General features: G+C 45.0%; 24 protein-coding genes. 16 read left to right on the forward strand and 8 right to left on the reverse strand.

The features are described 5' to 3' along the window. From DLM76_RS18235 to DLM76_RS18255, 5 genes are all read left to right on the forward strand, one after another. Positions 1 to 2,445, forward strand: a 2,445-nt coding sequence (locus DLM76_RS18235) for a polymorphic toxin-type HINT domain-containing protein (protein WP_174714648.1), incomplete at its 5' end; no start/stop codon positions are given. 26 nt (positions 2,446 to 2,471) lie between these two features. Next, the gene (locus tag DLM76_RS18240; protein ID WP_118966099.1) at positions 2,472 to 3,083 is read left to right on the forward strand and encodes a hypothetical protein; all 612 of its coding nucleotides are present in this window, start codon (positions 2,472 to 2,474) and stop codon (positions 3,081 to 3,083) included. 2 nt (positions 3,084 to 3,085) lie between these two features. Then, positions 3,086 to 3,619, forward strand: a complete 534-nt coding sequence (locus DLM76_RS18245) for a hypothetical protein (RefSeq protein WP_118966100.1) — start codon at positions 3,086 to 3,088, stop codon at positions 3,617 to 3,619. A gap of 2 nt (positions 3,620 to 3,621) precedes the next feature. Then, a complete protein-coding gene (locus tag DLM76_RS18250) occupies positions 3,622 to 4,167 on the forward strand; it encodes a hypothetical protein (RefSeq protein ID WP_118966101.1) in 546 nt (181 codons plus the stop codon). Positions 4,168 to 4,984: 817 nt separating this feature from the next. Next, positions 4,985 to 5,620: a hypothetical protein gene (locus DLM76_RS18255; protein ID WP_118966102.1), complete on the forward strand. Its 636-nt coding sequence runs from the start codon at positions 4,985 to 4,987 to the stop codon at positions 5,618 to 5,620. 230 nt (positions 5,621 to 5,850) lie between these two features. Here the strand turns inward: DLM76_RS18255 and DLM76_RS18260 are convergent, their stop codons facing one another. Continuing rightward, positions 5,851 to 6,756, reverse strand: coding sequence for an integrase core domain-containing protein (locus DLM76_RS18260; protein ID WP_118966103.1), 906 nt, complete (start codon positions 6,754 to 6,756; stop codon positions 5,851 to 5,853). Positions 6,757 to 6,851: 95 nt separating this feature from the next. After that, positions 6,852 to 8,246 (reverse strand): glycine--tRNA ligase, encoded by a 1,395-nt coding sequence (locus DLM76_RS18265; RefSeq protein WP_118957431.1) that lies wholly within the window; start codon positions 8,244 to 8,246, stop codon positions 6,852 to 6,854. A 174-nt stretch (positions 8,247 to 8,420) separates the two neighbouring features. Here DLM76_RS18265 and DLM76_RS18270 point away from each other — a divergent pair, with 174 nt between their 5' ends. From DLM76_RS18270 to DLM76_RS18285, 4 genes are read left to right on the forward strand one after another with little or no spacing between them, the layout of a single operon-like run. Then, positions 8,421 to 10,043, forward strand: coding sequence for an energy transducer TonB family protein (locus DLM76_RS18270; RefSeq protein WP_118966104.1), 1,623 nt, complete (start codon positions 8,421 to 8,423; stop codon positions 10,041 to 10,043). Beyond that, on the forward strand, positions 10,040 to 10,810 hold the full coding sequence (locus DLM76_RS18275; protein WP_118966105.1) for a PrsW family glutamic-type intramembrane protease: 771 nt from the start codon (positions 10,040 to 10,042) through the stop codon (positions 10,808 to 10,810). Before DLM76_RS18270 ends, DLM76_RS18275 begins: the two co-directional genes overlap by 4 nt. After that, positions 10,807 to 11,709, forward strand: a complete 903-nt coding sequence (locus DLM76_RS18280; protein ID WP_118957428.1) for a 50S ribosomal protein L11 methyltransferase — start codon at positions 10,807 to 10,809, stop codon at positions 11,707 to 11,709. Before DLM76_RS18275 ends, DLM76_RS18280 begins: the two co-directional genes overlap by 4 nt. 4 nt (positions 11,710 to 11,713) lie before the next feature. Then, positions 11,714 to 12,700 carry an adenosine kinase gene (locus tag DLM76_RS18285; RefSeq protein ID WP_118966106.1) on the forward strand — a complete coding sequence of 329 codons (987 nt, stop codon included), beginning with the start codon at positions 11,714 to 11,716 and terminating at the stop codon, positions 12,698 to 12,700. Positions 12,701 to 12,966: 266 nt separating this feature from the next. Here the strand turns inward: DLM76_RS18285 and DLM76_RS21485 are convergent, their stop codons facing one another. From DLM76_RS21485 to DLM76_RS18315, 6 genes are all read right to left on the reverse strand, one after another. Beyond that, on the reverse strand, positions 12,967 to 13,464 hold the full coding sequence (locus DLM76_RS21485) for a hypothetical protein (RefSeq protein WP_147455807.1): 498 nt from the start codon (positions 13,462 to 13,464) through the stop codon (positions 12,967 to 12,969). Positions 13,465 to 14,253: 789 nt separating this feature from the next. Beyond that, complete coding sequence (locus DLM76_RS18295; RefSeq protein ID WP_118966108.1) at positions 14,254 to 14,721, reverse strand: hypothetical protein; 468 nt, start codon at positions 14,719 to 14,721, stop codon at positions 14,254 to 14,256. A 40-nt stretch (positions 14,722 to 14,761) separates the two neighbouring features. Then, positions 14,762 to 16,051 (reverse strand): LIC11270 family surface protein, encoded by a 1,290-nt coding sequence (locus DLM76_RS18300; protein ID WP_167450797.1) that lies wholly within the window; start codon positions 16,049 to 16,051, stop codon positions 14,762 to 14,764. Then, positions 16,048 to 16,869: a hypothetical protein gene (locus tag DLM76_RS18305; RefSeq protein ID WP_118957426.1), complete on the reverse strand. Its 822-nt coding sequence runs from the start codon at positions 16,867 to 16,869 to the stop codon at positions 16,048 to 16,050. The genes DLM76_RS18300 and DLM76_RS18305 overlap by 4 nt, the downstream gene beginning before the upstream one ends. A 5-nt stretch (positions 16,870 to 16,874) precedes the next feature. Continuing rightward, entirely contained in the window at positions 16,875 to 17,759 is an 885-nt protein-coding gene (truA, locus tag DLM76_RS18310; RefSeq protein ID WP_346725446.1) for a tRNA pseudouridine(38-40) synthase TruA, read from the reverse strand. Then, positions 17,666 to 18,547: a DUF2225 domain-containing protein gene (locus DLM76_RS18315; protein ID WP_118957424.1), complete on the reverse strand. Its 882-nt coding sequence runs from the start codon at positions 18,545 to 18,547 to the stop codon at positions 17,666 to 17,668. The genes truA and DLM76_RS18315 overlap by 94 nt, the downstream gene beginning before the upstream one ends. 143 nt (positions 18,548 to 18,690) lie before the next feature. Here DLM76_RS18315 and DLM76_RS18320 point away from each other — a divergent pair, with 143 nt between their 5' ends. The 7 genes from DLM76_RS18320 (at position 18,691) to lsa25 (ending at position 26,012) form a co-directional block, all read left to right on the forward strand. Then, positions 18,691 to 19,806 (forward strand): LIC11274 family protein, encoded by a 1,116-nt coding sequence (locus tag DLM76_RS18320; RefSeq protein ID WP_118957423.1) that lies wholly within the window; start codon positions 18,691 to 18,693, stop codon positions 19,804 to 19,806. A gap of 201 nt (positions 19,807 to 20,007) precedes the next feature. Next, complete coding sequence (locus DLM76_RS18325; RefSeq protein ID WP_118966110.1) at positions 20,008 to 20,802, forward strand: lysophospholipid acyltransferase family protein; 795 nt, start codon at positions 20,008 to 20,010, stop codon at positions 20,800 to 20,802. Then, positions 20,799 to 22,262: an acetyl-CoA carboxylase biotin carboxylase subunit gene (locus DLM76_RS18330; protein WP_118966111.1), complete on the forward strand. Its 1,464-nt coding sequence runs from the start codon at positions 20,799 to 20,801 to the stop codon at positions 22,260 to 22,262. Before DLM76_RS18325 ends, DLM76_RS18330 begins: the two co-directional genes overlap by 4 nt. Then, positions 22,259 to 22,759, forward strand: a complete 501-nt coding sequence (locus tag DLM76_RS18335) for an acyl-CoA carboxylase biotin carboxyl carrier protein subunit (RefSeq protein WP_118957420.1) — start codon at positions 22,259 to 22,261, stop codon at positions 22,757 to 22,759. Before DLM76_RS18330 ends, DLM76_RS18335 begins: the two co-directional genes overlap by 4 nt. A 179-nt stretch (positions 22,760 to 22,938) precedes the next feature. Further along, entirely contained in the window at positions 22,939 to 23,526 is a 588-nt protein-coding gene (locus tag DLM76_RS18340) for a M23 family metallopeptidase (protein ID WP_429946437.1), read from the forward strand. A gap of 247 nt (positions 23,527 to 23,773) precedes the next feature. Next, complete coding sequence (gene omp85, locus DLM76_RS18345) at positions 23,774 to 25,321, forward strand: Omp85 family outer membrane protein (RefSeq protein ID WP_118957419.1); 1,548 nt, start codon at positions 23,774 to 23,776, stop codon at positions 25,319 to 25,321. A 7-nt stretch (positions 25,322 to 25,328) separates the two neighbouring features. Continuing rightward, positions 25,329 to 26,012, forward strand: coding sequence for a surface adhesin Lsa25 (lsa25, locus tag DLM76_RS18350; protein ID WP_118966112.1), 684 nt, complete (start codon positions 25,329 to 25,331; stop codon positions 26,010 to 26,012). Positions 26,013 to 26,131 lie beyond the last annotated feature (119 nt).

The following is a 26,131-nucleotide window of genomic DNA, read 5'->3' on the forward strand; positions in this document are numbered from 1 at the left end:
GCAAATATTTATCTAAACAACCTGGCTGGTAACGCGTTTGGTGAATTTGCGTATGTGGATTCGAATGGGAATTTGGTTTTCCAGCAGTGTTTTGTTGCGGGGACGTTGGTTCATACGAAGACGGGACTCAAGAAGATCGAAGAGATTCAAGTGGGTGACGAGGTTCTTACAAAAGACGAAGAGACTGGTGAAGTGTTCTACAAACCCGTAACGGAGACGATGAACCATGACGGAGACGCATTGTATGAAATCAGTCTTGGAACGGGAGAAACGATCGTTAGCACTTGGAATCACCCTTACTTTACATCGAAATCGGGTTGGGTGAAGGCGAAAGATCTTTTACCTGGAGATCAGTTGATCGGAACGAAGGGAGAGTATATTAGCGTATCGGATACAAGAGAGCTTTCACAAAGTGAGAAGGTTTACAACTTCGAAGTGGAAGAAACACACAGTTACTTTGTGGGAGAGAAGGGTGTTTGGGTTCACAACTATGAGAACACAAGCGCGTATGAACTTTCGCAAGGTCAGAATCGAATGGATACGAATCAAAAGATATTCGATGCTATGCGCACAACGTTGCCAGCAAATGACAAGACTCTAATTGGGAATTTGCTGGATGCGCGGAAACAAATCGCAGAAGGGGATTCGAATCGAATCAAAATTGCCCAAGAACAAGCAGCTCAGGATCCGGAATACAAAAGACTGTCTGAAAAAAATACAGCGTCGAAAAAGGCGTATGATGCGCTGAAAGTGTCGGTGGACAATGCGATCCGATTGGCTCCAGATGATCCGAGTACTAAAAAGCTTAATAGTCTTTTGAATAAAATCAAGGCGGATATCGATACTTCACAAATAGGAATGCAGAATCGAGTGGCCGCGTTAGCTGATAAGATCCCGAACTCTCAAGCGCTTGCGGGAAGAATTTTGTTACAAGCGACTCAGGACTTGAGTAAAGATTCCAATTATCTGAAGAATATAGACGAGATTGCAAAACTGAGAGCGCAAAAAGAAAATGATATTACGGGATCGATCTTAGGGTCGACTTGCGGAAGCCTTTGTGTGGATACCTCGGTGATTGACGGAAAGATCGCTCAATTAGAGTCTCAGAACGCGGCGTTACTTGAAGGTTACAAGAAGGCAAACGAAGCAAATATCGCCTTGTATCAAAAGACGCTTGGAACGGATGGGTTAAAGAGGATAGACAATACGATTTCTAACCTACTTCAAAGTTCGTTACAGACGGGTTTGAAGGCAGCCTATTCGAAGCTGGATAACGGGAATTTCCCTGCAGGAAGTATCTTTGCAAACAATAACGTAACGCCGCAAGTGGAGGCGGTTCAAGGAGCGAATTATTTTGATCCGACCAATGGAATTGCAAGAAGCATTAATGAAGGAAGCCCTGGTAATCCGCGAAATGCAAACGGAATGCCGTATCAAAGTGAAGTAAACGATGTAATCGCAAATCGTTTGAATCAATCTCCGCCTGGAACGATGAATGCAACAACGTATGCGGATGCGTTAAACGCGCCGTTTAAAAAGCTACCTGCGGTGACAGATGCGAATCGAAGTCAGATGGGCTTGAGTATGACAGAGCCGAGGTTAAACAATCAGGGACAGAATAACAGTATGGCGGTTCAAGCGTCTGTGATTATGGATGTAATTCGTAGCGGTGGAAAAGACAATTTTCAAATGGATCCGCAGTTGAAGTCGCAATTCGACCAAGCAACGAATCAGTTTAATAATGACAGATCGAATCTGCAGAGTCAATTCCAGAACGGCTCGCTTACACTTGCTCAATACAATACGAAGTTAGATACATTACAGAAGAACTTCAACGCATCGGACGTGATCGTGAGGGGCAAAGAGTTTCAAGCGATCAAGGACTGGGTTTTTTCCGGTAACAGTTCGATGCAGCTTGGTAACGCGATGGCGGCGGCGATTTGTAAGATGAATACGAATTTTACCCAAGCGTATTTAGACAACAAAACAAACCTGAGTTTTGGAGAGTATGTGATCAACAAGTTCCGCAATGCTGACGTGAGATTTAACGGTAACAATGCGCCGATCTATGACATGAACGGCTTTCGCGGTTATGACACGAAGATCGTGAATGCGGTGGATTCGAGCGGCAACCGGATCTCGAACAACTTTGAAGGGATGAAGGTCGATCCTACTACTGGAAAAGTAACCGGAATTGTAAACCCGTTAACCCCGGATACGATCTCGAATACGATTTCGCATCTAAAGCCTGGATCGATTGTTCAGATCTATTGGGATACGGATATTAATGCGGGTCCGAATCATTTTTCTTTAGCAGAGGTTGGACCCAACGGGGAGTTGTTTGATTTGAACAATAATGGGGAAAGAAACAATGGGGCTGCGTCAATAATAGATAAGACAAAGCTGATTTACGGAATTTATTACAATCAGAGTAATGTAAAATAACGAGAAAAAAAGAGGAAATGGAATATATGCAGAAGCTATTTAACATTGTAACTTTATCGGTAATGCTTTTGATCAGCGTTGGGTGCAAAGGAAAAGAACCTGAAAAGTCGGATTTTGAGAAATACAATAACCCTAATTTTAAACTTTCGGATCATCCGAAAATTCAAGGGGTTTACATAATTGCAAAATCGGAAAAGCTATTGGAATATTTTGGAATATTAAAAGGAAATGAATCTTTATATACTGATGAGTGCACTGAATTCGACTCTCAGAAGAGTTTATTAAAGATTCGCCCTATAATGAAAAAGAAGGATGTTGAGATTAAAATAATCAATTTGATAGATGATAACCTTTATTTAAGCGTAGGAGAAAAGGTCGTAAGAGCGAAATTATTTTACAAAGATGAAAACTTGGCTCATTACGTCGTATATCCAATTGATAAGCGAACAGATTTAAAGGATCCTGAGACTTTGAAAGAGCTGCAATGGGGTGGTGCAAATATTCGTAACTACTTAGCATGGGGACAAGGAGGAATTGCTCCAGAAGGTTATTACGAAGAGTGCATTAAGCGTCGTGAAGAAATGTATGAGTCATCGGAAGTTGAAGCGAAACAAACCAAAGGTATGGGACCGATGTAAAGATGAAGAAAGAGCTTACAATTTTTGTGTTAGCAATGATGGTTTTGACAAGTTGCAAGGGGAAAGAACCTGAGAAGTCGGATTTTGAGAAATACAACAATCCAAATTTTAAACTCTCCGATTATCCAAAGATTCAAGGCGTATATACGATGACTCCAGATGATTTTTTACAGGCTCTGGGGGTCAATGTTTCTTTTGGAGAGGTTTGTGCTGAGTTTGTTCCTGCAAAAAATACATTAAAAATGCGTTCAGGACTGGAAGGAAAAGATCAAGAAATTCAAATCATCAATGTGATCGGTGATGAAATGTATTTCAGTGAAAATGGAAAAGTGCTGAAAGCTAAGTTAATTTACAATGATTCCGGAAAGTTAAGAAAATTTGAAGTTTACAAATTAAATGAATCTGATCCGAGAAAGGCTTTAGATTGGGGACAAGGTCCAAAGGGTAACTATGAAGAATGTTTAAAGCGTAAGGATGAAATTATGGAAAATAACAGACAGGAAGCTGAGCAACTGAAAGGCATGGAAGCGATGTAAAGATGAAGAAAAAATTTATACTATTTATATTAGTTGGCGCTTTGTCTATGACAAGTTGCAAGGAAAAAGAACCGGAGAAGCCAGATTTTGAGAAATACAACAATCCGAGTTTCAAACTTTCAGATCATCCGAAAATTCAGGGTGTATTTACAATGGCTCCTGATAAGTTTTTGCAGGCTTTGGAAATCAACATTTCTTTAGGAAAAGTATGTTCAGAATTTATTCCGGAAAAAAATGTGTTACGAATGCGTTCTGGATTTAAAGGAACAGATTTAGAAATTAAAATTATTAATGTGATCAATGATGAATTGTTCTTTTCTGCAAATGGAAATGTAGTTAAAGCGAAACTGATTTATAAAGCAAACGGTGAGTTAAGAAAATATGAAGTATTTTATATAGGAGAAACTGATCCTAAAAATTCATTAGCGTGGGGTCAAGGTAGTGCAGCTCCTGCCGGTTATTATGAAGAATGTTTAAAGCGTCGGGATGAGATTATGGAAAATGACAGACAGGAAGCGGAGCAACTGAAGAGTATGGAAGCGATGTGATCATTAAGGATCATATCAATTCACTGAGGCTCGCAAAAACTAAAATTACAGATGAATTTCTAATATAATGAATCTCTGAATTAGCATGAACTCAGTTTTTAACTCAAAACCGATTGTTTTGAAAAAGAAATCAGAAATCGAGTTCTGATGATTCGCGGGATTCAAGAAGTTCGAACCCAAATAGTGTGGTTTTCGAAGTGAAATTTTAACTCAATGGCCGGCGAGAGCATAAAGGATAAATTAGGAATTTATTATTAACAATAAATAAGGAGTAAAATTTGTGAGTTATTTAAAGAAAAAGAATGTTAATGCGATCTGTTTGGTGGTCGCATTTTTGTCTTTCGGAGCTTTGTTAACGAGTTGCGATGAAAAAAAGATACAATGCCAGAGGCGATTATGCAACTGCTTGTAGTGAACTCCGCACCGAAGACTATCAATGTGTCAATCGGATCGTGTGCACTTTGTAGCAATGTAATTCTCCGTCTATATTCTGGCGCGGATTGTACGGGGAGTGCCGCTCAAACAATATTGAGTGTTACACCGGGAAGCACTCGGAGTTTTCCAGAACAAGTTTCCGGTCAATATAGCTTACAAGTATCAGACAATACAACGACGCTTTGTTCGAATACGATAACTACGAGTGGATTTAAGGGAACTCCTTATTGCCAAGTGTCTTATTCCGGAACAACGCTTTCTCGTGTTAACTGCCTTTTCTGAAAAAAGCTGTTACATCTTTTAACCTCTATTGGTCCGATCTTCCGTAAGACGATCGGACTTTTTTGTAATGAAGAAGAATAATATTTAATAAGGAATGATGATGAAAGAGGAAAATGTATTTTATTTTCTCGTTGGAGCTGCAGCATTGGTGCTTTTCACAAGCTGCGTAAGTTTTGGACAGGACAAGGTCGAATCGGCGAGCATAATCGCTCCACAAAAGAAATTGGAAAAGACGTATTTCGTTTACACGATAAAAAACTACAATGCTTTCGGAGTCGACATTGGAGTTGGAAAACTTGAAACGGATACTTTTGAAAAAACGATAAAGAGTGAAATTGATTCATGCGCGTGTTTTAAGGAATATGAAGTCGTTTATTTAAAAGAAAACAACAAAGAGCAACTACCAAAAGATAAGAGTGTGATCTTCTATGATATAAACTATAGAATTACTTCGAATGCCGGCCTAATAACTTTGTTGAACTTTTTAAGCATGGGAACATTGGGAATAATTCCTTCCGGATATCGATTTGAAGTTACTGCGGATATTAAACTTCTAGATAAAAAACAGCAGGAAGTTAAAACTCAAACCTACAAAAATCAGGCAATATTGGTAGGCGGAACGTTGATGATATTTGTAGCACCATTTCGAGAAAAATCTCCGTATATCCTTGAAAAGATAACCACTAATTTCTTATCCGCTATTGTCGGTTCGAATTTGATCGCAATAGTTAAATAAGCAAAGCTGAGGCTCGCAAAAACTAAAATTGCAGATGAATTTCTAATATAATGAATCTCTGAATTAGCATGAGCTCAGTTTTTAACTCAAAACCGATTGTTTTGAAAAGGAAATCACAGTCCAAAAGTAGAATTGAGTGATATTCGGTTCAATTTTTAGAAATGAAAGGAGAGTCAGCCCATGGGTAGGCTGACTCGTTTTCAGAATGAGTTTTCAAAAATCAAAGAACGTTAAGCCACGTTTTCGTAGGAATATGTATGATACAGACCGCCGAGAACGGGAGTAGAAACGAGTTTCATATTACCGTCGTTTGGCGGTTTCAGAATCGGGGAAGGCACAGGCGAATCTTTGTTCAAGGCGATATGAGTTCGATGATGATTGTAAAAATCAATAAACTCGCCTAACTTTTTTTCCAAATGGTATTGACTGATTGGAATCAAGAAATCCAAAAACTCATTCCTACAAGTTTTAACCCAACGCTCTGCATAGCAGTTTTGCCAAGGCGACCGAACGGCCGTCTTCTTGTGTTTAATTCCAATCCGTTCTAAGTATTTAGAGAACCTTTTTCCAAAAATTGACTCGTTGTCGGACAAAAAATATCGAATCCTCTTCTTTCCTGATTTACTTTGTTTGCGAATTGCGTATTTCAAAACTTTACGCATCCACTTAGTGGTAGGATTCGTATGAATGTCAAAGTGAATGATCTGCCGTGTGCCAATGTGAAGAAAGAAAACTACACGAAAGATCTTTCTAAAATTAGAAGAATAAACGGAGAACGTATCCGAGACGACCATCGTATCCGCGTGAAAAGAGTAGAACCTTTTCCAGGAAAGACGTTTTTTAGGATCGGTAGGACGTTTTGGAATATATTTTGAAACGGTTCTTTCGGAAAGGTTATGACCTAACTTTAAAAGCAAACCGTGAAGCTTAGTAGCGCCCCAGATTTTGTTTTCTTTTTCGACTCTGCGAATGAGTTTGATTAAGTTCCAAGGGGTATTTGGTCTTCCTTTTTTCTTTCTCTTAGAGATCATTTTCCAAAAGATTTTAAATTTATTCTTTCTCCATTGGAGAAGAGTGTTGGGAGAAACGATGATCAGATTGTTCTGCGGAGGGCCTTGTGGGAACGATTCCGAAATTTTCCTTTAACAGAAAATTTCTCTTTTGTAAATCATAATTCCAACCCGCAAACGTTGTCGTACCTACGACAGACAACGTTGCGGCGTGTGCCGTTTTACAGTCTCTCGAACAGCCAGGTCCGCAGTTGATCTACGGGAATTCTTTCCTGGTTCATGCTGTCCCGCTCGCGAACGGTGACCGTATTGTCCTTTAGAGTATCATAATCTACTGTTATACAATACGGAGTTCCGATCTCGTCCTGTCTGCGATAGCGTTTTCCGATCGCACCGCCGTCGTCATATTCTATGTTTCCCAGTTTGGAGAGGTCCGCAAAGATCTCTCTGGATTTTTCGGGAAGTCCGTCCTTTTTCATCAGAGGGAAAACCGCCGCTTTCACGGGAGCGATTTTCGGAGAAAAACGAAGCACGGTTCTGGTTTCTCCGTCCGGAAGTTTTTCCTCTTCGTATGCGTCGGTCACGACTGCGAGAAAAAGTCGATTCACGCCTAACGCGGGTTCGACGACGTACGGAACATACTTCTGATTGTTGACCTGATCCTGATACTTCAGATCTTCCCCGGAAAATTTTTGGTGTTGGTTCAGATCGTAATCGGTTCTCGAAGCGATTCCCCACAATTCTCCCCAACCGAAGTTGTATTTGAATTCGATATCGGAGGTTCCTTCGCTATAAAACGAGAGTTCTTCCTTTTCGTGTTCTCTGACTCGTAAGTTTTCCTTTTTGATTCCCACTTGTTCCGTGAGCCAGCGCATACAATAGTCGACCCAGTGTTTGAACCATTCCTTTTGTGTTCCGGGTTCGCAGAAGAATTCCATTTCCATCTGTTCGAATTCTCTCGTTCTGAAAACGAACTGACGCGCCATGATTTCGTTTCGGAAGGATTTTCCGATTTGTGCGATTCCGAACGGAATCTTTCTTCTCGTGGTGGAGACGACGTTTTTAAAATTCAAAAAGATCCCTTGTGCGGTTTCGGGTCTGAGGTAGATATCCAACGCGTCTTCCGCGCTCGCTCCGTGCGAAGTTTTGAACATCAGGTTGAAGTCTCTGGCTTCGGTAAACGTTCCGCGTTGGCCGCAATTCGGGCAGGCGAAGTTGCTTTCCTTGATGACTTGGTTCATCTTTTCGAGAGTTAAGCCGTTCGCAAAACCCTCTCCCTTTTGATCCTCGAGGAACTTGTCCGCGCGGATTCGGGTCTTACAATTTTTACAATCGATCAGCGGATCGTTGAAGTTGGAAACGTGCCCGGAGGCTTCCCAAACTTTCGGGTTGAGGAGAATGGAGGAATCCAAACCCACCACGTCTTCCCGAAGATGGACAAAATATTTCCACCAGAGTTGTTTTAGGTTTTGGAGAAGTTCGACCCCGTAAGGACCGTAGTCGAAGGTATTGGAGAGTCCTCCGTAGATTTCGGAACCGGGATAGACAAACCCTCTACGCTTGCAAACGGATACGATTTCCTTCAGAGAGGAATCGAGACTTTCTTTCTTTTCCATGAGTCCAGAATTCTGTGCCGGACTTCGGAATAAAGTATTTTAATTCTCGACTTGAAAGGATTTCTTGTTTGCCTAAGCTCCCGATTCGGGTCCAATGGTTGATAGAAATCCGTTTTGCAACGTCCAAGGAGACCTTGCCTGAAAAAGAAACTAGTCATCTTCGGCGTCAATTTCTTGTCCTGGAGTTCCCCCTTTCTCGGGCTGGGAATTTTTTTCCCGCTCGGAGTCCTCTTTGCCTTTCCGAAAGGACGGGAAGTCCGTTCCTCCGCCTTCGGCTCTTTGCTCTTCCAGATTTTTTGCTGGGGCATTTTGTATCCTTTGGAAGTTTCCGCGATCTTATTTCCGGTCGTGGAAGCCTTCGTGCGCGCGCTCGTAATGGATTTGGGAGAATGGCTGATCGGCTTTTACGTTCTCGTCGGCCTCGTGATTCTCGTTTCCCATTCCTTTTATCTGAAGAAGCAAAGAAAACGCCGATTCCGATCCAATCCTTCTTCGCATCCTCGCGAAGAAAAGATCGAAAGAATTCATTATAAAATTCTGGTGCTTCTCGCAGCGGGTTATCTGACTTCGAGACTCGTCTTTCAAGATCCGTATCGATTGGAATACGGACAACTCGGGATCTTAGAAGACAGTTTTCTCTATTTCTTTTCCGTGTTGATCGCGGGAGATACTCTCTTAAGCCGAGGAAAACAATTCTTTCTTTTCCGAAGACCTTGGAAACTTTTCGAACGTCAGGCGAGAGCGGCGCGCAGGATCGGCTTCGAGGGAGAAGGGGGAGTCCGCAAACAAAGATACGCGAAGGTTCGCGACTGGCTTTTCCCGGGATGGGGGCATATCTATATCGGAAATCTTTGGAAAGGATTTTCGATTCTGTTTTTATATCTTCTGCTGTTGCTGTTTTTTGCGACCGCGTTTTTTTCCTGGCTCGAACCCGCGGATGGAATCCGGTTTCTCATGTCGATGGGACTCAAACCCGGAATCGCCGATAAGAAATTTTTCGCGGTCACATCGAGTGTCGTTCCGATTCTGGTTTTTCTCGGAGGAATCGTCGGCATTCACATCATATCCAAGTTTCTTTTGAACCGCGCGTTCCGGGCCGAACCGGAGGACAAAACTCCCCGAAGCACATTTATTAGCAATTTATCATATAGTATTTTGCTTCACTTCATTCTTCTTTCCTTGATCCTGATCATACCGGTCACGCTTCAACGGAAGAAGGAGCAAAAGGAAAAGGAAAGACAACGAACGCACTTCACTCCGGAGAATTTGGAATTCTACTTTATCGACCCCAATCTTCCGAACGAGGTCGAGGGTTTGAACGGAGGAGTCGTTTCCGGAACCGAAACCCCGACGCAAAAGGAAGGGGATAAAATTCCGGACGACAAACCCGCGGACGAAGGACGCGTCAAAGGGGAAGTCAAACAGGTCCGCGGAAAAAAACTGCCTTCCACGTATTCGAACTACATCTCCGCGAAGATGCGCGGTCCCGAATCGTTTATGGAATATTGGAGAAGAGCTCCCCGCAATTATTCTTCCGTGGTCGCCTATACGGTGACCCCCGATGGAGAAGTCGTGGACGTGGATTTGGTCGAAGCCTCGGGTTATCCCGAACAAGATCAGATGACGTTGGAGCTTATCGAAAGTCTTTCCCCTCTCATGCCTCCGCCCGGAACGAAAGGGTATGTCCGAGTTACGGAACTTTTCTGGAACGGAAGCATCGATCCGGAAGCGATGCCGACTCCGTTGCAGAAAGAACTCGTCACGATGTATGACGGGCGTTATATGGAGGAGTTATGAGTTTCAACGTCGCGCTCCTCGGGTTTTTATCCGTATTGCCTTGGGGATTTTTTTTGATTCTTCTTTTTCCGGGTAAGAATACGCAGCAGAGAATCTTTCTGATTTTACTCGCGCTCTTTCTGGGATATCTTTCCACCGAGATCGTTTTGAAGCTGCATCCGATCTTTTGGCCGGACGTAAAAATCGCGGCTCCGAGACGCGGAGGACATATACTCACTCAGACCGCACATATCGCGTTTATTCAAGCCGGGATGATGGAAGAATTCTGCAAGGGAATTCTCATCTTGTTTGCAGGACTTCTCTTCGCCTTTGATTGGAAAACATACGAGTTCAAAAAGGAAATGGTTTTGATCGGAGGATTTGTCGCTCTCGGATTCGCGGGAGTGGAAAACGCGAACTACATCTTCAACGCAAAGGAAGAAGATCGAATCGCGATGTTCGTAGGGCGGACGATCCGATCTTCGAACGCGCACTTCCTCATCAATCTCTGTTTCGCTCTTGCGTTCATAAAATCGAACCGCAAAGAAACGAGGGATCGTCCTTTGGCTTTGTTTCTCGCGTTTTTGCTCGCGGTATCGCAACACGGACTTTTCAACTTCTTCGTGCTTCCTCAATCGAGATTCGGCGGTTGGCTTTCCACCGCTTTGTTCGTGGGAATCTGGGTTTGGATCGTGAAAGACTTTCGGACTTTCGTTTTGGAGAATGAAATCCGGAATGACACAGCGGTCGACGCGGAAATCTTGGATGAGACCCGAGAAGTAACTTGAGATACAGAGAAATCATTCTAAGTCTACCCAAAGAAATCGCAGACGACTTCACATCGTTTTTGGACGAAGCGGGGGTTGCGGGATATTACGAAATTCTGTTTGACCGCGAAGTTCCGAGAGCCCCGCACGAGGAGATCATTTCGGACGATACGAAATTCCGCGTCTATCTCGCGGAAGAAGACAAAGAAAACGAAATCAAAATTCATATCTTTCTGAAAGCCAACGCGGGAGAATCCTTCTTTCTCGAATCCCGTTGGATCGAAACCAAAGAATACGAAGAAGCCTATAAGGAATTCTACAAACCTTTCACGATCGGTTCGTATCGCGTCATTCCCACTTGGGAAAAAGATACGGCCGTCAGCACGACTCCGCAGGGAATTCTTCCTTTGCTCATCAATCCGGGGCTTGCCTTCGGAACAGGACATCACGAAACCACTCGTCTCGTTTTAGGGAGAATGGGAAGCCTCGGTTTAAACGGAAAACGAATCGCTGACGTGGGAACCGGCTCCGGGATCTTGAGCGTCGCCGCCGCGAAGTCGGGCGCATCCGAAATTCTCGCGGTGGACGTGGACCCGAACAGCGTGCGTTCCGCGACGTTCAACCGGGACGACAACGAAATTTCTCCCGAGATTCTCGTCGTGGAAGAGGGCGGTTTCGATCACGAGGGGGTTCAGGGAAAAGAATGGGATCTTCTGATCGCCAACATCACATTCGCAGTATTAAAAGCGAATATTCAAAAAATTGCATCTGTAAAAACGAATCATTTCCTCTTCAGCGGAGTCATCACCGAACGTAAGGAAGAGTTTTTGGAACTTCTGAAAAACGAGGTGGGGGGAGAAGGAGTTTTCTTTCAAGAAGACACCGGCTGGGAATTGATCGAATGGAAAAGAAAAGGATAAATCGATGAAACACTACGACGTATTCGGAGTCGGCAACGCACTCGTGGATATTTTGGTTCCCACGGAGGACGTATTCATTCAACGTCTCGGATTCGACAAAGGGATCATGACCCTGGTCGACGCGGAAAAACAGGCGGGCGTTTTAACCGCTCTGGAAGGAAGTAAAAAGGAACTTCGTTCCGGAGGAAGCGCGGCCAACACGATGATCGCGCTCGCGAATTCCGGCGGAACCGGAACGTATATCGGAAAGGTTTCCAAAGACACATACGGAGAATTCTATAAGAAGGACATGGAAAACGCCGGAATCCTTTTCGACGTCGCTCCGGAAGACAGCGGACATACGGGAACTTGCGTGGTTCTCACAACCCCCGACGCGGAACGGACCATGTTGACCCACTTGGGGATCTCCATCACATTACAAAAATCGGATGTGGATTTGGACAAACTCAAGGCTTCCAGCATTTCCTACATCGAAGGATATCTCTGGGACGGACCCGGAACCAAAGAGGCTTCTCTTTTAGCTATGGAAGAATCCAAAAAGAACGGAGTCAAAGTCGCTTACACGTACAGCGATCCTTTCTGCGTCAACCGTTCCCGTGAGGACTTTATTCGCTTAACAAAAGACTACTTCGACATCGTATTTTGCAACGTGGAAGAAGCGAGAGCCCTTTCGCAAAAAGAGGATAAGCTCGAAGCGTTGAAGTTCATCGCGGGTCTTTCTCCTCTCGTATTCATGACCGACTCCGCAAACGGAGCTTACTTTGCCGAGAACGGCGCGATTACTCATGTCGACGGATTTCCCGTTAAACCGATCGATACGACCGGTGCGGGGGATTGTTTTGCCGCGGGAGTTTTATACGGACTGACTCACGGTTTCAATCTCGAGAAGTCCACCCGTTGGGGAAATTACGTTGCTTCGAGAATCGTGCAGGAAATCGGTCCGAGACTCGGCATCAAATTGATGGGACGTCAAGACGAGATTTTGAAGTAAGACCAGATCCAAATAATGTTCGTGTTTGTCGTAGTTCCGACAAGCACGAATGCGAAAATTCTACTTTACAAAAGTTGAATTCTCTGTTAGAGAAAAACTCTCCGAAGTTTTCCCGCAAAGCCCGCCACCTGTGGAGCGCCCCATAGGAAGCGACACATTGAGTTTTTGGGCGATTCTTGAAGATTTCGTCGGAACTCGGACGAAAAAGGTCCCCACTTGCTGTGTAACTGAAGGTCGGAATACAATCTATCGGCGCTTTGAATTTATCAATTTGAAACGAAACCGTTGTTGTGTTGTTGCTTTTCTGAAAGGGCGAAACAAACTAAGAAGGCGGTAAAAAAATGAAAATGAATTCTTTCATACGCTGTTTGAAGATGCCAGCTTAAATCCGCGTTTGTTACCACAAAAAAAAGATCATAAAGGAGCGAAAGCATCGCAAGAAGAATAGCTCCGTACCGAATTTCCTTTTTCCCAAAAAACAAAGAATATGCAAAAATTACAATGTACAATCCGTACGTTGTCTTGAACTGGAAACGGATTTTTTCTGCGATAACTACTCCCCAGCGATCAGTTGAAGTAAGATTTTCCAGTAATTTAATAAATGAACCTTTTGAATTTCCGCTTTGGATAAAGTCGCTCGGTAGAGCTGAAGCGGAACTCATCTTCTGAAAAAAAACGAAGAAAATCGCGATTGCAAAGCCGATTAAGAAGAATGATAATTTTCTATAACAATCCTTTCCATCAATCGTATAGGACTGAATCATAAAAACTCCGAGCAAAATGATCGCTAAAACAAGACCTTCGTTTTTCCAAAAGGAAAGGGCACCGAAAAAAAATCCGAAAGCGATTCGTTGCGAGTTGAATTGTAAATAGCGGATTCCAACTTTCTCGATCAAAAAATAAATGCAAAAAGCGAAGTAGATGGATAGCGGAAGATCGGCGCAAAGGTCGGTAGAAAGCATCAGCCATTTGTAAAAAGTGCAATAAATAAAAAGGGTGAGAATGGAAATTCCTAAGGACGTTCTTATTCTTGTGATAAAAAAGAACCCGAGAAAATAAAAATAGAACGAAGTCAACACCTGCAGATTCGGAGTCCAAGCACCCCAAAGAATTCCGATGAAAGACGCGAACAACGGGAATCCCAAAGGATAATCTGGGTGCGGCCATTCAATTAGATGAAATTCAATTTTTTGTCCTGCCAAGAAGCGAGAGACGAAATACTTCGTTTTCGGAGACCACATCGCCCACGCATCCCACATTCCCAGCGGTTCTATCGAGGTTCGAAGCTGAAAGAAGTAAACGGAAAAGCTTATCATTAGGATCGTAAAGACCAGATACACTCTGGATGAAAGGATGCGGTTTGAGTTAGGATTATCTATCTTAAAGATCTTAGAGAATCTTAAGATTGCTACGATGACGATGATTGTAAGCAGAACGAGAAAGAAGACGGAATTTAATTGCAGGAATGAAAATGATAGTAAAAGGATAGGATAACAAAGAATAGGGATGAAAAATAGACATAAAAGAAATATATACATAAAATTGAATGTTTTTTATAAGCGAATTATTTGAGTGTCTTCCGAAGGATTGATGTTTTCGTGTTCGGTAATTGCCGCTGCAGGGCAGGGGATTAAAGCGAATTTCGAAATTGCAGGAATGTTTATAACGGTTTCAGGATAGGCTGACGGTTTAAAAATGATGATTGTTCGTTTATCGCAACTAAAGTTTTCGGAAGCAAATCTGTCGTTAATTTGATTATAGATTTTTATCGGTAAATTGATTTCTACTCCACGGATATTTTCCGCAAATATCAAGATAGATTTGAGTTCCTTGTAGTTTTTAAATAGGACAAATCCAAAAAGAAGTATTAGAAATGAAGATTTGAATGAGACAATGAGGTTTGCACGTAAATATGAAATCAATGATTTAGAGTCCTTAGTTTCTATTTTTGCACTGAACGAAAGCGGGTCATAAATGGGACGGTCTGCATTATTACAAGGGAAGTTGTAATTCCCTGTCAATAGAAATTCGGGCTTTTACGAAATCGGTTTGATTCCGCCGTTACGGACAACTCAGGTTGACTTGAACTTCCGAACGAGGCGCGTTTTCCGGAACTACGAACGTGGTTTCTCGGACCACTGTTTCGGGATAGCCGTCCACCCTCGCGAGATCCCCTAAACACTGGATTCTATATTCTCCGGGATGAATGTATTTCATTCTCGTTGCGCCGCCTTGTACGGGAGAAGCGATCAACGGAAGCTTGCCGTCGATACCGGTCTCACCTAGGCGGTAAACTCCATAGTAGTGGGTCGTGGAAGCGGTTCCGCCTAACACCGTCAAGCTGGACGCGATCTCGGGACGGATAATTCTCGAACGAAGCAGAAGGCCTCCGCCCATATCCGATTCTCCCTTATGATTGCTGTCGGCTTTCCAATCGCTGACTCCGACGAGGGTTCTCACTCCCCCGACGCTCGAAACGTAAGAATGCACCATCAGATTTTCTTTGAGGTTCATCCTTACTTCTAAGATATACGGATCAAATCCGGGATATACGAGCATATCCTGATCTCCAGCGTCCGCGGTATACAACGCGGGGAATACGAGAGGGGGGAATATCGTCTTAGCGGTTGAGTCGGCTCCGGGTTTGTAGCTCAAACGGGGAACGATATTGATTCCGGGTACGCGATAGTTGTCGAATAAGGTCAGATTGGAAAAAGTCAAACCGGGTTCGGTCGCCCAAGCCGTAACCAAGGATCTCAAATACAAACCGGTATAATAGAATTGAACGGGTCCGTTTCCGAACGCGCCCCAATCCGTCGCAGAAGTCGGATCGTTGGAAGGATACGTAACTCCTTCTCCGTTGAAGAATTGAATGGCTTTGACTTCTCCGTCGTTGAGACGGCAGGAGTTCGAGTTGGTCGTATACGGAACCGTGCAGAATACCTGACGGTTCGGAGCGATCTCGTCCCAAAACTTCTTCGTGTCCTTTACGTTCTTGATCAAACTCAGATTGTAAAGACCTTCTTCGTATTTGGTGGACATACGGATTTCTCCGATGTCGATAAAGATCGGAAGATTCTGCGCCAGAGGAAGACCCGATAAATCATATACGGGATCGAATCCTTCTCCGCTCGTATCCTGGTAAAGTTGACCGGTCCCGCCCGAGTAGGCTTCGAATCCGATCGGATTGTCGGTCGCGTATGTTCCTTTTACGAGAAGAAGCATTCTCTGGTTGAAGAGGGTACTGATCACCGGATTTTTCGTTCCCTTTCCGTTCCAGTCGCCGACACGGCAAAAGAACATTAGAAAACTGGAAAGTATCAGGATGAATGGAAAATAGGATCGTTTCATAGAAATACGCTCACCATCAAACCGAATTGAAAGAATTCCGTGTCCACAACCCGATAGTAGTTCGGGTTGTTCAGCCTAGAATCCGCGTAAGGACTCGCATAATAATACTTCGATTCTTCGGGTGCGTCCAGCTGCGATTCGTAGATCTTATTGTAATCGATCCGAATTCCGATTCGGATCTTTTTTCCGGCGACAAAGCTCGTTTCGAGACCGACGAGCATCATCGGATCCCAACGGGACGTGTTGGAAGGCCTTGCGACTACGAAGGCCTCTCCGCCTCCCGCGCGCAGAATGAACGAAATCGGAAGATCGATCGGAATCTTATAACCTAACGCGAGATAGACGGGAATCGTAGTCAAGGCGCGTTCGGTAGCGGAAAGATAGTTCGCGTAGAACGCTCCCATCTCGAGATAAAAGATCCAAGGCCAGGGAATTCTAAAAAAGAATCCGCCTCCAAGCGTGGTATCCAGATATTTCTGCGTCTCGGTTCCGGGCCAAGGATTGGAAGCGCCGAGCCAAACTCCGATCTCGGCCTTTCGGTTATCGTGAAAGCCTTCCTTCTTTTCTTCCTCTTCTTCCGCCGCTTCGGCTTCCTCGTCCTCTTTGGCGATCACTCCGCTGGAAGGAAGGTTTCCCGATTGAGCCGAGGGTTTCGGAATGAAATCGGTAAAGAATTTATTTTTACCCAGGTCGGGCTGATACCCGCCTAGAAGTTCGAACACGTCCAACTTCTTCGGAGACGCGGATAGGATTCCCGGTACGATCGTGAGCAAAACGAGGATCGATGATTTGGGGGAGATTCGAAACCGGGAAAACATACTTATTATTGAAAGTCCCGAAGAGAATACATCGTATCGATTTGCGGATGCGAATCGTAATACGCTCTGATAAAATAAAGTCCGTGAGGTGGAAGAGTGATACCCGCGATCGTTCTGTCTTTGGAGGAAATGATATCCAGAACGTTCGTGTCTTGTCGTTTGCCGTTTGCGATTTCCAGAAGGGTACCCGTAAGAATCCGAATCATATTGTGAAGAAAGCCGTTTGCTCGGATCCTTATTTTTAAGAGACCGTCGAATTCCGCGCTCCGTTCCAGTCCCGTATCCAAAATCGTCCGAACCGCGGAACGATTCTTCATGGAAGCGACTTTCGCTAAACTGCGGAAATCGTGTTCTCCCTTTAATAATTCAAGTTCGGCTTCTAAGCGCGGAACGTCAATCTTATGTTGATACCAGAAGGCCCGATTTTTCCAAGTCGGTCTCGGATACTTCGTATTGAGAATGAGATATTCGTATTCTCTCGAACTGCAGGAAAAGCGAGAGTCGAATTGTTCATCCATTTCCATCATGCTCAGAATGGAAAGCCCCGGATCGGTGATGGCGTTCATACTCAAAAGAAATTTGCTGAAATTCTGTACGGTCTTCGTGGTCTTGAAATTCACCATCATTCCGCGGGCGTGAACTCCGGTGTCCGTTCTTCCGGCTCCGCTGATCGCGATCTCTTCTCGAAGAAGGATGGTTGCGGCCTTTTCGAGATTCTCCTGAATGCTGGGTAGATCTTTTTGAGTTTGAAAACCGTTGAAACAAAGTCCGTCGTATTCGACGAGGAGGGCGTAGTTTATTTTTCTCCTCCCATTTCCTCGATGAGCTTGTTGTATTCGTCGTAGAGTTCTTTCGCCATGTCGATGATGACGGAAGGTTTGGATTTGGATCCCTTTCCCGAACCGTAGAGTCTGGAAAGAGTCCGCTTGGCTCTGACTAAAAGATTGAGTTTTGCCGCGGGTTCGGATGCGAGTTCGTCTTTGAACTTCATCGTTAGATAGGCGGAAAGATAAATGACTCCGTCAAAGGCCCAGTTCTTATCCGTGTCCGGACCTAAGAGATACGAAGCCTGATCGACCGGTTCGGAACCGCTCTGCATGATCTCCATCGTATCCGTGTACCAGCCCGCCGACTTTTGGTAAAGCAGGTCGCGCACCTTATCGAATCCCATGCTCGGGAAGTCGTTGTTCAGATCGTCGAAATACCACGCTCCTCGAACGGCGCAAACCGCCTTCTTCGGAGTGGGAGCGACGGTGACCTTTCGATTTTGATAACATTCGATCGCGAGAAGATAGGAAGCCGCTCCGAGAACCAGGTTGCGGTCCTGATAAAAATCCAAAGGCCCGAGAATCTTTTCCAGATTGGAACGTCTCGTATCGGATTGGGAACGGATCTTTTCGTTTTCCTCCGCGTCTAACGCGGACCAATCCTTGGAAAAGGAAGAATACAGACAACGGGGACAAACGCTGATGACATAATCATTCGGACTCACGCGGCCGAACTTTTTATTCTTTTCGTAAAGTCTTCTGAGTTCGATCGTGAGTTTACCGGCGATCAAACGGCCGCCGCCCTGAAACATGTTCTCTTTCTGATGAACTTCGTGGCAGATCGGACAAACCGTATCTTCCTTTGCACGAAACGAGATCTTTTTTCCTTGTGCGAGAGCGCTGGCTGTCATAGTCTTATCTGTGAAAAACCCGAAAAAAACAGGGACGGGCTGTCAATTCGGACACCATTCTAACCGATAGAGTAGGAAGAAAAGCAATAATTTCCCGTTGCCCGTGGCTTATAAGCCCGTAAAGAAGGGATAAAGGTTAACCGATGAAACGACTGATTCTGATTCTAATTGCGATCTCCATTCTTCCCGTATCCGTATTTGGGGAGGCTGTTTCCAGCAAAGCCTACAAAAAGAGGGTGGAATTACTCGTATATCTCCGAGCCATCGAACCGCTTGTTCGAAACTACAAAGGGGAAGTTCCGGGCGGACAGAATCAGCAAGGTGCAGGCGGGCAAACGGCTCCGGCTAACAACCAGCAAGGCGGCGCTCCCGAACAAGACGGAGACCGCGTCCGAAAATACAAGGAACTCAAACGACTTTATCAAGAAGGACTTCAATACTTCTTCGAAAACAATCACGTAAACGCATACCGCAGATTTTTGGAAGCGCAGCTCGGAACCGAAATGCTTCTGGAAGAATTGTCTCAGTATTACGTGGAAAGAACGGACGAAATCTTAAAAGCCGCGATCGAAAAGAAGAATCAGAACAATCCGGAAGACAGAAATCTCGTCGACATCGCGATCGAATGGAGTAAGAATTCCTTCATCGTGCGCGACATGACGGCGAACCGCGAATCTCCTCTTACGAGAAGAATGTACAACCCGAGAGATTTCCATTACGTTACGAACAAATACGCGATCGAAAAGAATATGGAAACCGGTTATAAATTTTTAGGTCTTGCAAAAGAAGCGCGTAACAACGCACTCAAGATCGAAAAACATCTGGAAAAACACCAGAAACTTCAACCGAGCCATAGAAAACATAGAATCGAACATTATCTAGCGGCGATCCAACTCTGCAGGGACGCAAGAGCGAACGCGATCAATATCTTTAAACTGAAATATCCGTACGACAATTATTATCTCTTTAAGAGCGACGCGAAAACCGAAGCGATCAAAGACGATGAAGGAAAGGCGGGATCTTCCGAACCGGTCGTGTTGAACGGAGTTACCTACGACTTTTCTCAAAACCCGACGTTGGAATACGATCATAGAATGAGCCCCGTGTTCGACAGAAGAATTCCGGACGAATACCGCAGAGACGCCGTGGACGTTTTGGAAAAGATCTACGACGACGAAGTCAAAAACAGAATCTTCCTGAAATGGGATCCTGAAAAACGCAAACAGTTGATGGGAGACAAAGCTCCGAACAACAAGTAACCGTTTTACGAAAGAACGCAAATCAGGCGTGGAAATTCCTCGCCGGTTCAAAGGTTAAAAAGCAAACCTTCGTTCATTTTGAAAGAATCTCCATCGAACCTCTGAATCGTGTTCGGTAAAAAAAAAGCCCGCAAACAAGCGGGCTTTTTCTTTTGAAAACTAGCTTTTCTAAAAACGGATTCCTTCAGAAGATTGCTTCCGATGAACCCATTGAAATTTATGGAAAGCCGTTTGGGCCGCTTTCCGAAATCGTATCGTCGAATCGTTCTGAAAACCTATTTAATCACATTGCCCCTCGTCTTTAGTTTTGCATTTCCGAGTTTGGTTGCGGGACTGTTCTTCGCTTTGATCGGAAATCAAAAGAAAAAGAACGCCGCCTTTTTGAAAGGTTCCGCGGTTTGGGGAGACGCGATCCGCTGGATGACGGGAACCCGTTTCTTTCGAATCGGAGAATTTCAAATTCCCACGAAAGGACACATGATCTTTGTGAACCACGTCAACGAACTCGACTTCCCGTATGATTGTCTCGTGATCAACAAACCGTATCTCGCAAACCAAGTGATAAAAAAAACCCTGATCGCGTATTGGTGGATGAAGGCGATGGGATCGCAGGTGTTCGAATCTTCCAAGGCGGCGACGATCGCGGTCTCGGTAAGAAACCTTCTGAAAGGATTGAAGGATGCTTCGTTTATCGTTTATCCCGAAGGTCATAACTCCTACAGCGAAGAAATCCAGCACATGCAGAAAGGGATGATCAAACTCGCTTGGGATAATAAGATTCCGGTCGTGATCGTTTTGAAATCAGGGCTCACAGGATATCAAACGATGTCGAAAGGATTCGTCGTCGCTTACAAACAGATCGGAACCTACGATCCGACCCAATACGGAACTTGGGAAGAATTCAAGGATTTCATACATGAAACGATGGACCGCGAGAAAAAAGCGTTAGACGCGCTTTTGAATTCCGAGGCCAAAAAGGAATCGGTACCCGCTTGATCTCCAAACTTCTGATCGCAAACCGCGGAGAAATCGCGGTGCGCGTCATACGCACTTGTCAAAAACTAGGAATTAAAACCGTGGCCGTGTATTCGGACGCGGACAAGGATTCTCCGCACGTAAAACTCGCCGACGAATCGGTCTATGTCGGGGAGCCGAGTCCGGCTTCTTCTTATTTAAATATTTCTAATATTCTTGACGCGATCCGCAAGACGAAAGCGGAAGCAGTGCATCCCGGTTACGGATTTTTGTCCGAAAAACCGGATTTCGCAAAAGCGTTGGAAAAAGAGAAGATTCTGTTTTTGGGACCGACTCCCGAATCGATGGAACTGATGGGAGATAAGATCAATTCCCGGATCAAGATGGAAGCGGCCGGAGTTCCGGTCGTTCCCGGATACAACGGACAAAACCAAGATCCGAAGGTGCTTCAAAAAGAAGCCGAACGGATCGGATATCCTCTGATGATCAAGGCTACGGCCGGCGGAGGAGGAAAGGGGATGAAGAGGGTTTACAAACCCGAAGAGTTTCTTTCTTCCCTCGAGTCCGCTCAAAGAGAAGCGCAGAAGGCTTTCGGAGACGGAACCGTCTTTATCGAAAAATACATCGAAACACCGCGGCATATCGAAGTGCAGGTGTTCGGCGATAAACATGGAAACGTAATGCACTTGTTCGAACGCGAATGTTCGATTCAAAGAAGACATCAAAAGGTGATCGAAGAATCTCCCGCGCCGAATCTTCCCACGTCGCTTCGGGATGAAATCTGCAAGGTCGCTGTCAAAGCCGCGCAGTCGATTCAATACGTCGGCGCCGGAACGGTGGAATTCATTCTGGGTAAGGACGGAAAATTCTACTTCCTCGAAATGAACACGAGACTTCAAGTAGAACATCCCGTAACGGAATACATCACGGGACAGGATCTGGTGGAGTGGCAGATTCGAGTCGCCGAAGGAAAAAAACTTTCCGATCTCACCGGTGGAAAAGAAATCACGCAGAACGGTCACGCGATCGAAGCGAGGATCTACGCTGAAGATCCCGAAAATAATTTTTTACCATCCACGGGTATATTAGAATATATTGAATTTCCCGATCGGGAGTTTTTACGGGTGGACACGGGAGTGGAAACCGGCTCGGAAATCACCGTGTATTACGATCCGATGATCGCCAAAATGATCGCTTGGGGAAAAACGCGGGAAGAATGCGCCGCTCGTTTGAAAGAATCCGTCGAGTCCACGGTGATCTTCGGACCCGTCACGAACACGTTCTACTTATCCGGAATTCTTTCCCATGAAGAATTTAAGAAGGGTCTGACGCACACTCATTTTCTTGAAGAACAAACGATTCTTTTCGCCCCCGAACGAGAAGTGCAAGCCGACGCGTTTTCCTTTGCGGCCGCGGCGTTGTCCGAAAAGAAAAAATCCCAAGGAATTTGGGAAGCCGTAGGGCAGGGAGGTTTCTGGTGATCGAAGAGAATTTTCGTTTTAGACATAGGGAAGAAGAGATTCCCGTTCGAGTTCGATCCAATTCTCCCGGTGACACGTCCGTATCGATCGTGTTAGACGGTGTCGTTCACGACTTTCGGATTTCCAGAAATTTTCAGAGCGAAGGCAACGGACTTTTTTCGGGTCCGGGCAATCACTGGAGAATTCTCCGGAAGGGAAACCAGATCTTTATCCACTACAAAGGCTGGAATACCAAAGTCGTTTTGTCCAATCGTGAAATTCATCTGGAAGAGGGAAGCGGCGGTTTGATCAAAAGTCCGATGCCGGGCAAGGTCATCCGTGTTTTGGTTTCTCCCGGAGCTGCGGTTAAAAAAGGAACCGTGCTAGCGATCGTTGAAGCAATGAAGATGGAAAATAACATTCTTTCTCCGGGCGAAGGAACGGTGGAAGAGGTGTTGACGGGAGAAGGTTCGATGGTTTCCCAAGACGACGTGATTTTGAAATTGAATCTGGGATAGGGCCGTTTTCGATTTTTTCGGGACGTACGATTCATTTTTACGTCCTCGGTTGATTCGATTCGTTTTCATTGTTCGGAGAAGATCGAAAGGATTTCGAAAGGAAATTGAAAGCAGAAAAATCTTTGCGAACCTCCGGTCTTGTTTTCTTCTCCTCACTTTTGTTCCTTGTTTTATCCTGTTTGGAAACGAAAGAAGCGAAGAATCCGATTCCGCTTCGAGACGAACTCCGTTTCGAAGAAGCGGAAGAATTCTTCGAAACACATCCAGAGTTTATTTCCAACGGTTTTGATTTTCCGGTCGGTGCGCCGAACGCAAAAGGGTATTTCGATCTGCAACCCTTTGGAAAGAATTTTCATCTCGGAGAAGACTGGAACGCGATCGGTCGAAACGACTACGGAGATCCGGTCTATGCGGTTTCCAACGGAATCGTAAAGTTCGCGGGAGAGGAAGGACCGGGTTGGGGGAACGTTCTCATTCTCACGCATCGACTTCCGGACGGAAGATGGATCAATTCCTTATACGCGCATCTTTCCAAGATGCACGTCGCCAAAGGAGATAAGGTTAAAAAAGGAAAGAAGATCGGACAAATCGGAGACGCAAATCGGCGTTACGGACCGCATCTTCATTTTGAAATGAGAGAAGACTTCTTTCTTCCCACCGGACCGGGGTATGGGAAAGACTCGAAAGGTTATCTCAGCCCGAAAGAATTCATCCGCAAACACCGCAGACTGAAAACGCCGCACCATAGTTCCCGCAAAACAACATAAAGACTAACACCGTTTCGGTTTTCGTTTGGAAAGATATAATTTCCTTGTGTTTGAATCGAAATTCGATCGGAATTCTCTCGTCACAATCGATGTCTCCTCTTTTCCAAGGTATTATACCAATTGTTATGAATAACCGGAATTCGACCCTAGTTTTCCTAACGTATTTCCCGATTCTTGGAAAAATCCTATTGACAGCATGTCCCCGAACCGTTTCCGTTTTGTTCTGAAATATAGAAACAGGAAATCCATGAAGAAATTTCTGAAACTCGTAAGTATTGCAACCTGTATGCTCGTTCTGACCTTAACCGCTGGGTCGGTGTATGCGCAAAACAAAGAGGATTGTTCCAAGCTCGCGTTTGTGGATTACAGCGATCGAAAGCCAAGAACGGATCTGCCCTTTGAAATCTCGGAAATGAGACGGTTGAGACCCGAAGACATCTGTAAAAAGAAAGAAGGTTGGTTCCCGACAGGACTTCCTCTTTTGAACTCCGACCCGAACGTGGGCGTCGGTTACGGGGTCCGCGTATTCTTGATCAACAACGGAAAAAAGTCCGATCCGTTTTTTGAATATACTCCTTATCGTTTTCGAATGTTTGTGCAGTATTTTAACACGACCAAAAACAGACAGTATCAGGACATCAGCTTCGACGCCCCTTATATCTTCGATTCGAAGTGGAGATTGCGCGGAGATTTGATCTATGATACGAATCCAAACACGTTGTATTACGGGATCGGGGAGAAGTCCCTTGAAACCCTCTCGTATCAGGAAAGAAACCAACCCGGCGGAGAAGTTGTACGAAACGCAACGTATCACGATCGGGAAAAGAATATTTATTTCACAAGACCCGGCGGTCCGGGAGATCCGGTCGAGTTGCAGGGAGGGAATTATTCGGGACTTCCTGCCAACGACGCGTTTCGCGTAACGGATCGGATGTACAACCGATACGATATCCGTTCTCCTCAGGCGAATATCAGCGGCGAGCATATCTTCTTCGGAGGTTTGGTTCGTACCGTAGCGGGACTTCGCGTTTCGCAAAACATCGTAAAGACCTTTGACGGTCAGTTCGTAAAGAGTACGGATCCTTTGACGGAAGGAACCCCTTTCAGTAATTCGGGTATGGCTCCTACGGGAAAAACCAAAGTGACCGAAGACGCGGAAGCGGGAAGAATCATCGGCGCCAATGGTGGAAACGTAAACTCGGTCCGCTTCGGTCTGGTATTGGATACCCGGGATTTGGAACCGGACCCGAACCGAGGGATTTTCCTGGAAGCGACGTATGAAAAGGTCGCCAAGTCCTTGGGTTCCGACTTTCAATATTCGAAATATTTCACTCAGATGAAAGTCTTCTACAGCCCGTTCCCGAAAACGTTTGATAAACTCGTAATTGCGGGCCGCGGCGCTTTCGGTATGACCGATGGGGACGCTCCTTTTTTCGAATATAGAAACCTTTGGTCGACCGAAGGCGGGATTACCGGTCTCGGAGGTTTAAGAACCTTACGCGGTTACAAACAGGATCGTTTTTCCGGTAGAGCGATGGGATGGGGAAACGTTGAAGTCCGTTGGAAGTTTTTCGATTTCACCGTTGCGGGTCAACACTTCGCATTGAACCTCGTTCCGTTTGTGGATTTCGGTCGGGTTTGGAACGATGAACACAACGTAGGACTCAAAGATTATAAATATTCCCGAGGTTTGGGATTTCGAATCGCATGGAATCAGAGTACGATCCTGATGTTGGATTACGCGGTTTCCAAGGAAGACAAACAGATATTTATGAACTTTAACCACATTTTCTGAGGAAATCATGAAAAAATATAAGAATATTCTAATACTCAGTATTGCGCTTTCTTTCTTTGCGAATTGCGAGGAAAAACTGGACGATACGACTCTGGGCTTTATCAATGAGGACGCGAAAGTTCTTCTTGCGGGAATGGTTTTTTTCAGTCCCTATACAGCTGACCCAGCGTCCGGAACCATAACGAATAACACGACCGGACTTATGTGGAAAATCTGTACGCAAGGACAAGTTCTTCGCGTGGGACAGAACGGAACATACGACTGCGAAGGAATCAACAACACTTCGACCGTGATCGGAAGATACGGAGCGGCTTTATTTCAATATTGTTCCTTGAATCTTAACGATTGCAACTCGATCGCATTGCCTCCGGTTCTCGTCGGACAAAATCCGGGATTTACCGGAACGAGCGAAGCTTATACTTCCTGCAGTGCGGACCGTACGGCGGGCCGTTCGGATTGGAGACTTCCCACCTATCCCGAGTTAAAGGCACTGACAGCATCGGGAAGTTTGAACGCGCTTCTCTTGAAGTTCCCGAACACCGTAGAGGACTACTACTGGTCCTCATGGGCGAAGGAAAATACGGTGGATACCGCTCGTGCGGTCAATTTCGGAGCCACTCATTTCGGAGACGATACCGAGTTTGCGAAAACGAGCAGATACTTCGTTCGTTGTGTAAGAAATCTTCCTTAAGAAAAGAATTCCTCATTTCGTTTAACAACGAGAACCGACTCGCCTTTTGACGATGCGCAAAAGGCGAGTTTTTTTGTTTCTGTTGAAATGTGAGCTTTTTGTCATATTCGGTTTGACAG

It is taken from the genome of Leptospira yasudae, from assembly GCF_003545925.1.
GTDB classification, from domain to species: Bacteria; Spirochaetota; Leptospiria; order Leptospirales; family Leptospiraceae; genus Leptospira; species Leptospira yasudae.

Excerpts from the sequence above, each read along its gene's own strand:
- DLM76_RS18240 (WP_118966099.1), top strand. The coding sequence starts at position 2,472 with ATGCAGAAGCTATTTAACATTGTAACTTTATCGGTAATGCTTTTGATC.
- DLM76_RS18245 (WP_118966100.1), top strand. The coding sequence starts at position 3,086 with ATGAAGAAAGAGCTTACAATTTTTGTGTTAGCAATGATGGTTTTGACA.
- DLM76_RS18250 (WP_118966101.1), top strand. The coding sequence starts at position 3,622 with ATGAAGAAAAAATTTATACTATTTATATTAGTTGGCGCTTTGTCTATG.
- DLM76_RS18255 (WP_118966102.1), top strand. The coding sequence starts at position 4,985 with ATGAAAGAGGAAAATGTATTTTATTTTCTCGTTGGAGCTGCAGCATTG.
- DLM76_RS18265 (WP_118957431.1), bottom strand. The coding sequence starts at position 8,246 with ATGGAAAAGAAAGAAAGTCTCGATTCCTCTCTGAAGGAAATCGTATCC.
- DLM76_RS18275 (WP_118966105.1), top strand. The coding sequence starts at position 10,040 with ATGAGTTTCAACGTCGCGCTCCTCGGGTTTTTATCCGTATTGCCTTGG.
- DLM76_RS18285 (WP_118966106.1), top strand. The coding sequence starts at position 11,714 with ATGAAACACTACGACGTATTCGGAGTCGGCAACGCACTCGTGGATATT.
- DLM76_RS21485 (WP_147455807.1), bottom strand. The coding sequence starts at position 13,464 with ATGATTCAGTCCTATACGATTGATGGAAAGGATTGTTATAGAAAATTA.
- DLM76_RS18300 (WP_167450797.1), bottom strand. The coding sequence starts at position 16,051 with ATGAAACGATCCTATTTTCCATTCATCCTGATACTTTCCAGTTTTCTA.
- DLM76_RS18305 (WP_118957426.1), bottom strand. The coding sequence starts at position 16,869 with ATGTTTTCCCGGTTTCGAATCTCCCCCAAATCATCGATCCTCGTTTTG.
- DLM76_RS18315 (WP_118957424.1), bottom strand. The coding sequence starts at position 18,547 with ATGACAGCCAGCGCTCTCGCACAAGGAAAAAAGATCTCGTTTCGTGCA.
- DLM76_RS18320 (WP_118957423.1), top strand. The coding sequence starts at position 18,691 with ATGAAACGACTGATTCTGATTCTAATTGCGATCTCCATTCTTCCCGTA.
- DLM76_RS18325 (WP_118966110.1), top strand. The coding sequence starts at position 20,008 with ATGAACCCATTGAAATTTATGGAAAGCCGTTTGGGCCGCTTTCCGAAA.
- omp85 (WP_118957419.1), top strand. The coding sequence starts at position 23,774 with ATGAAGAAATTTCTGAAACTCGTAAGTATTGCAACCTGTATGCTCGTT.
- lsa25 (WP_118966112.1), top strand. The coding sequence starts at position 25,329 with ATGAAAAAATATAAGAATATTCTAATACTCAGTATTGCGCTTTCTTTC.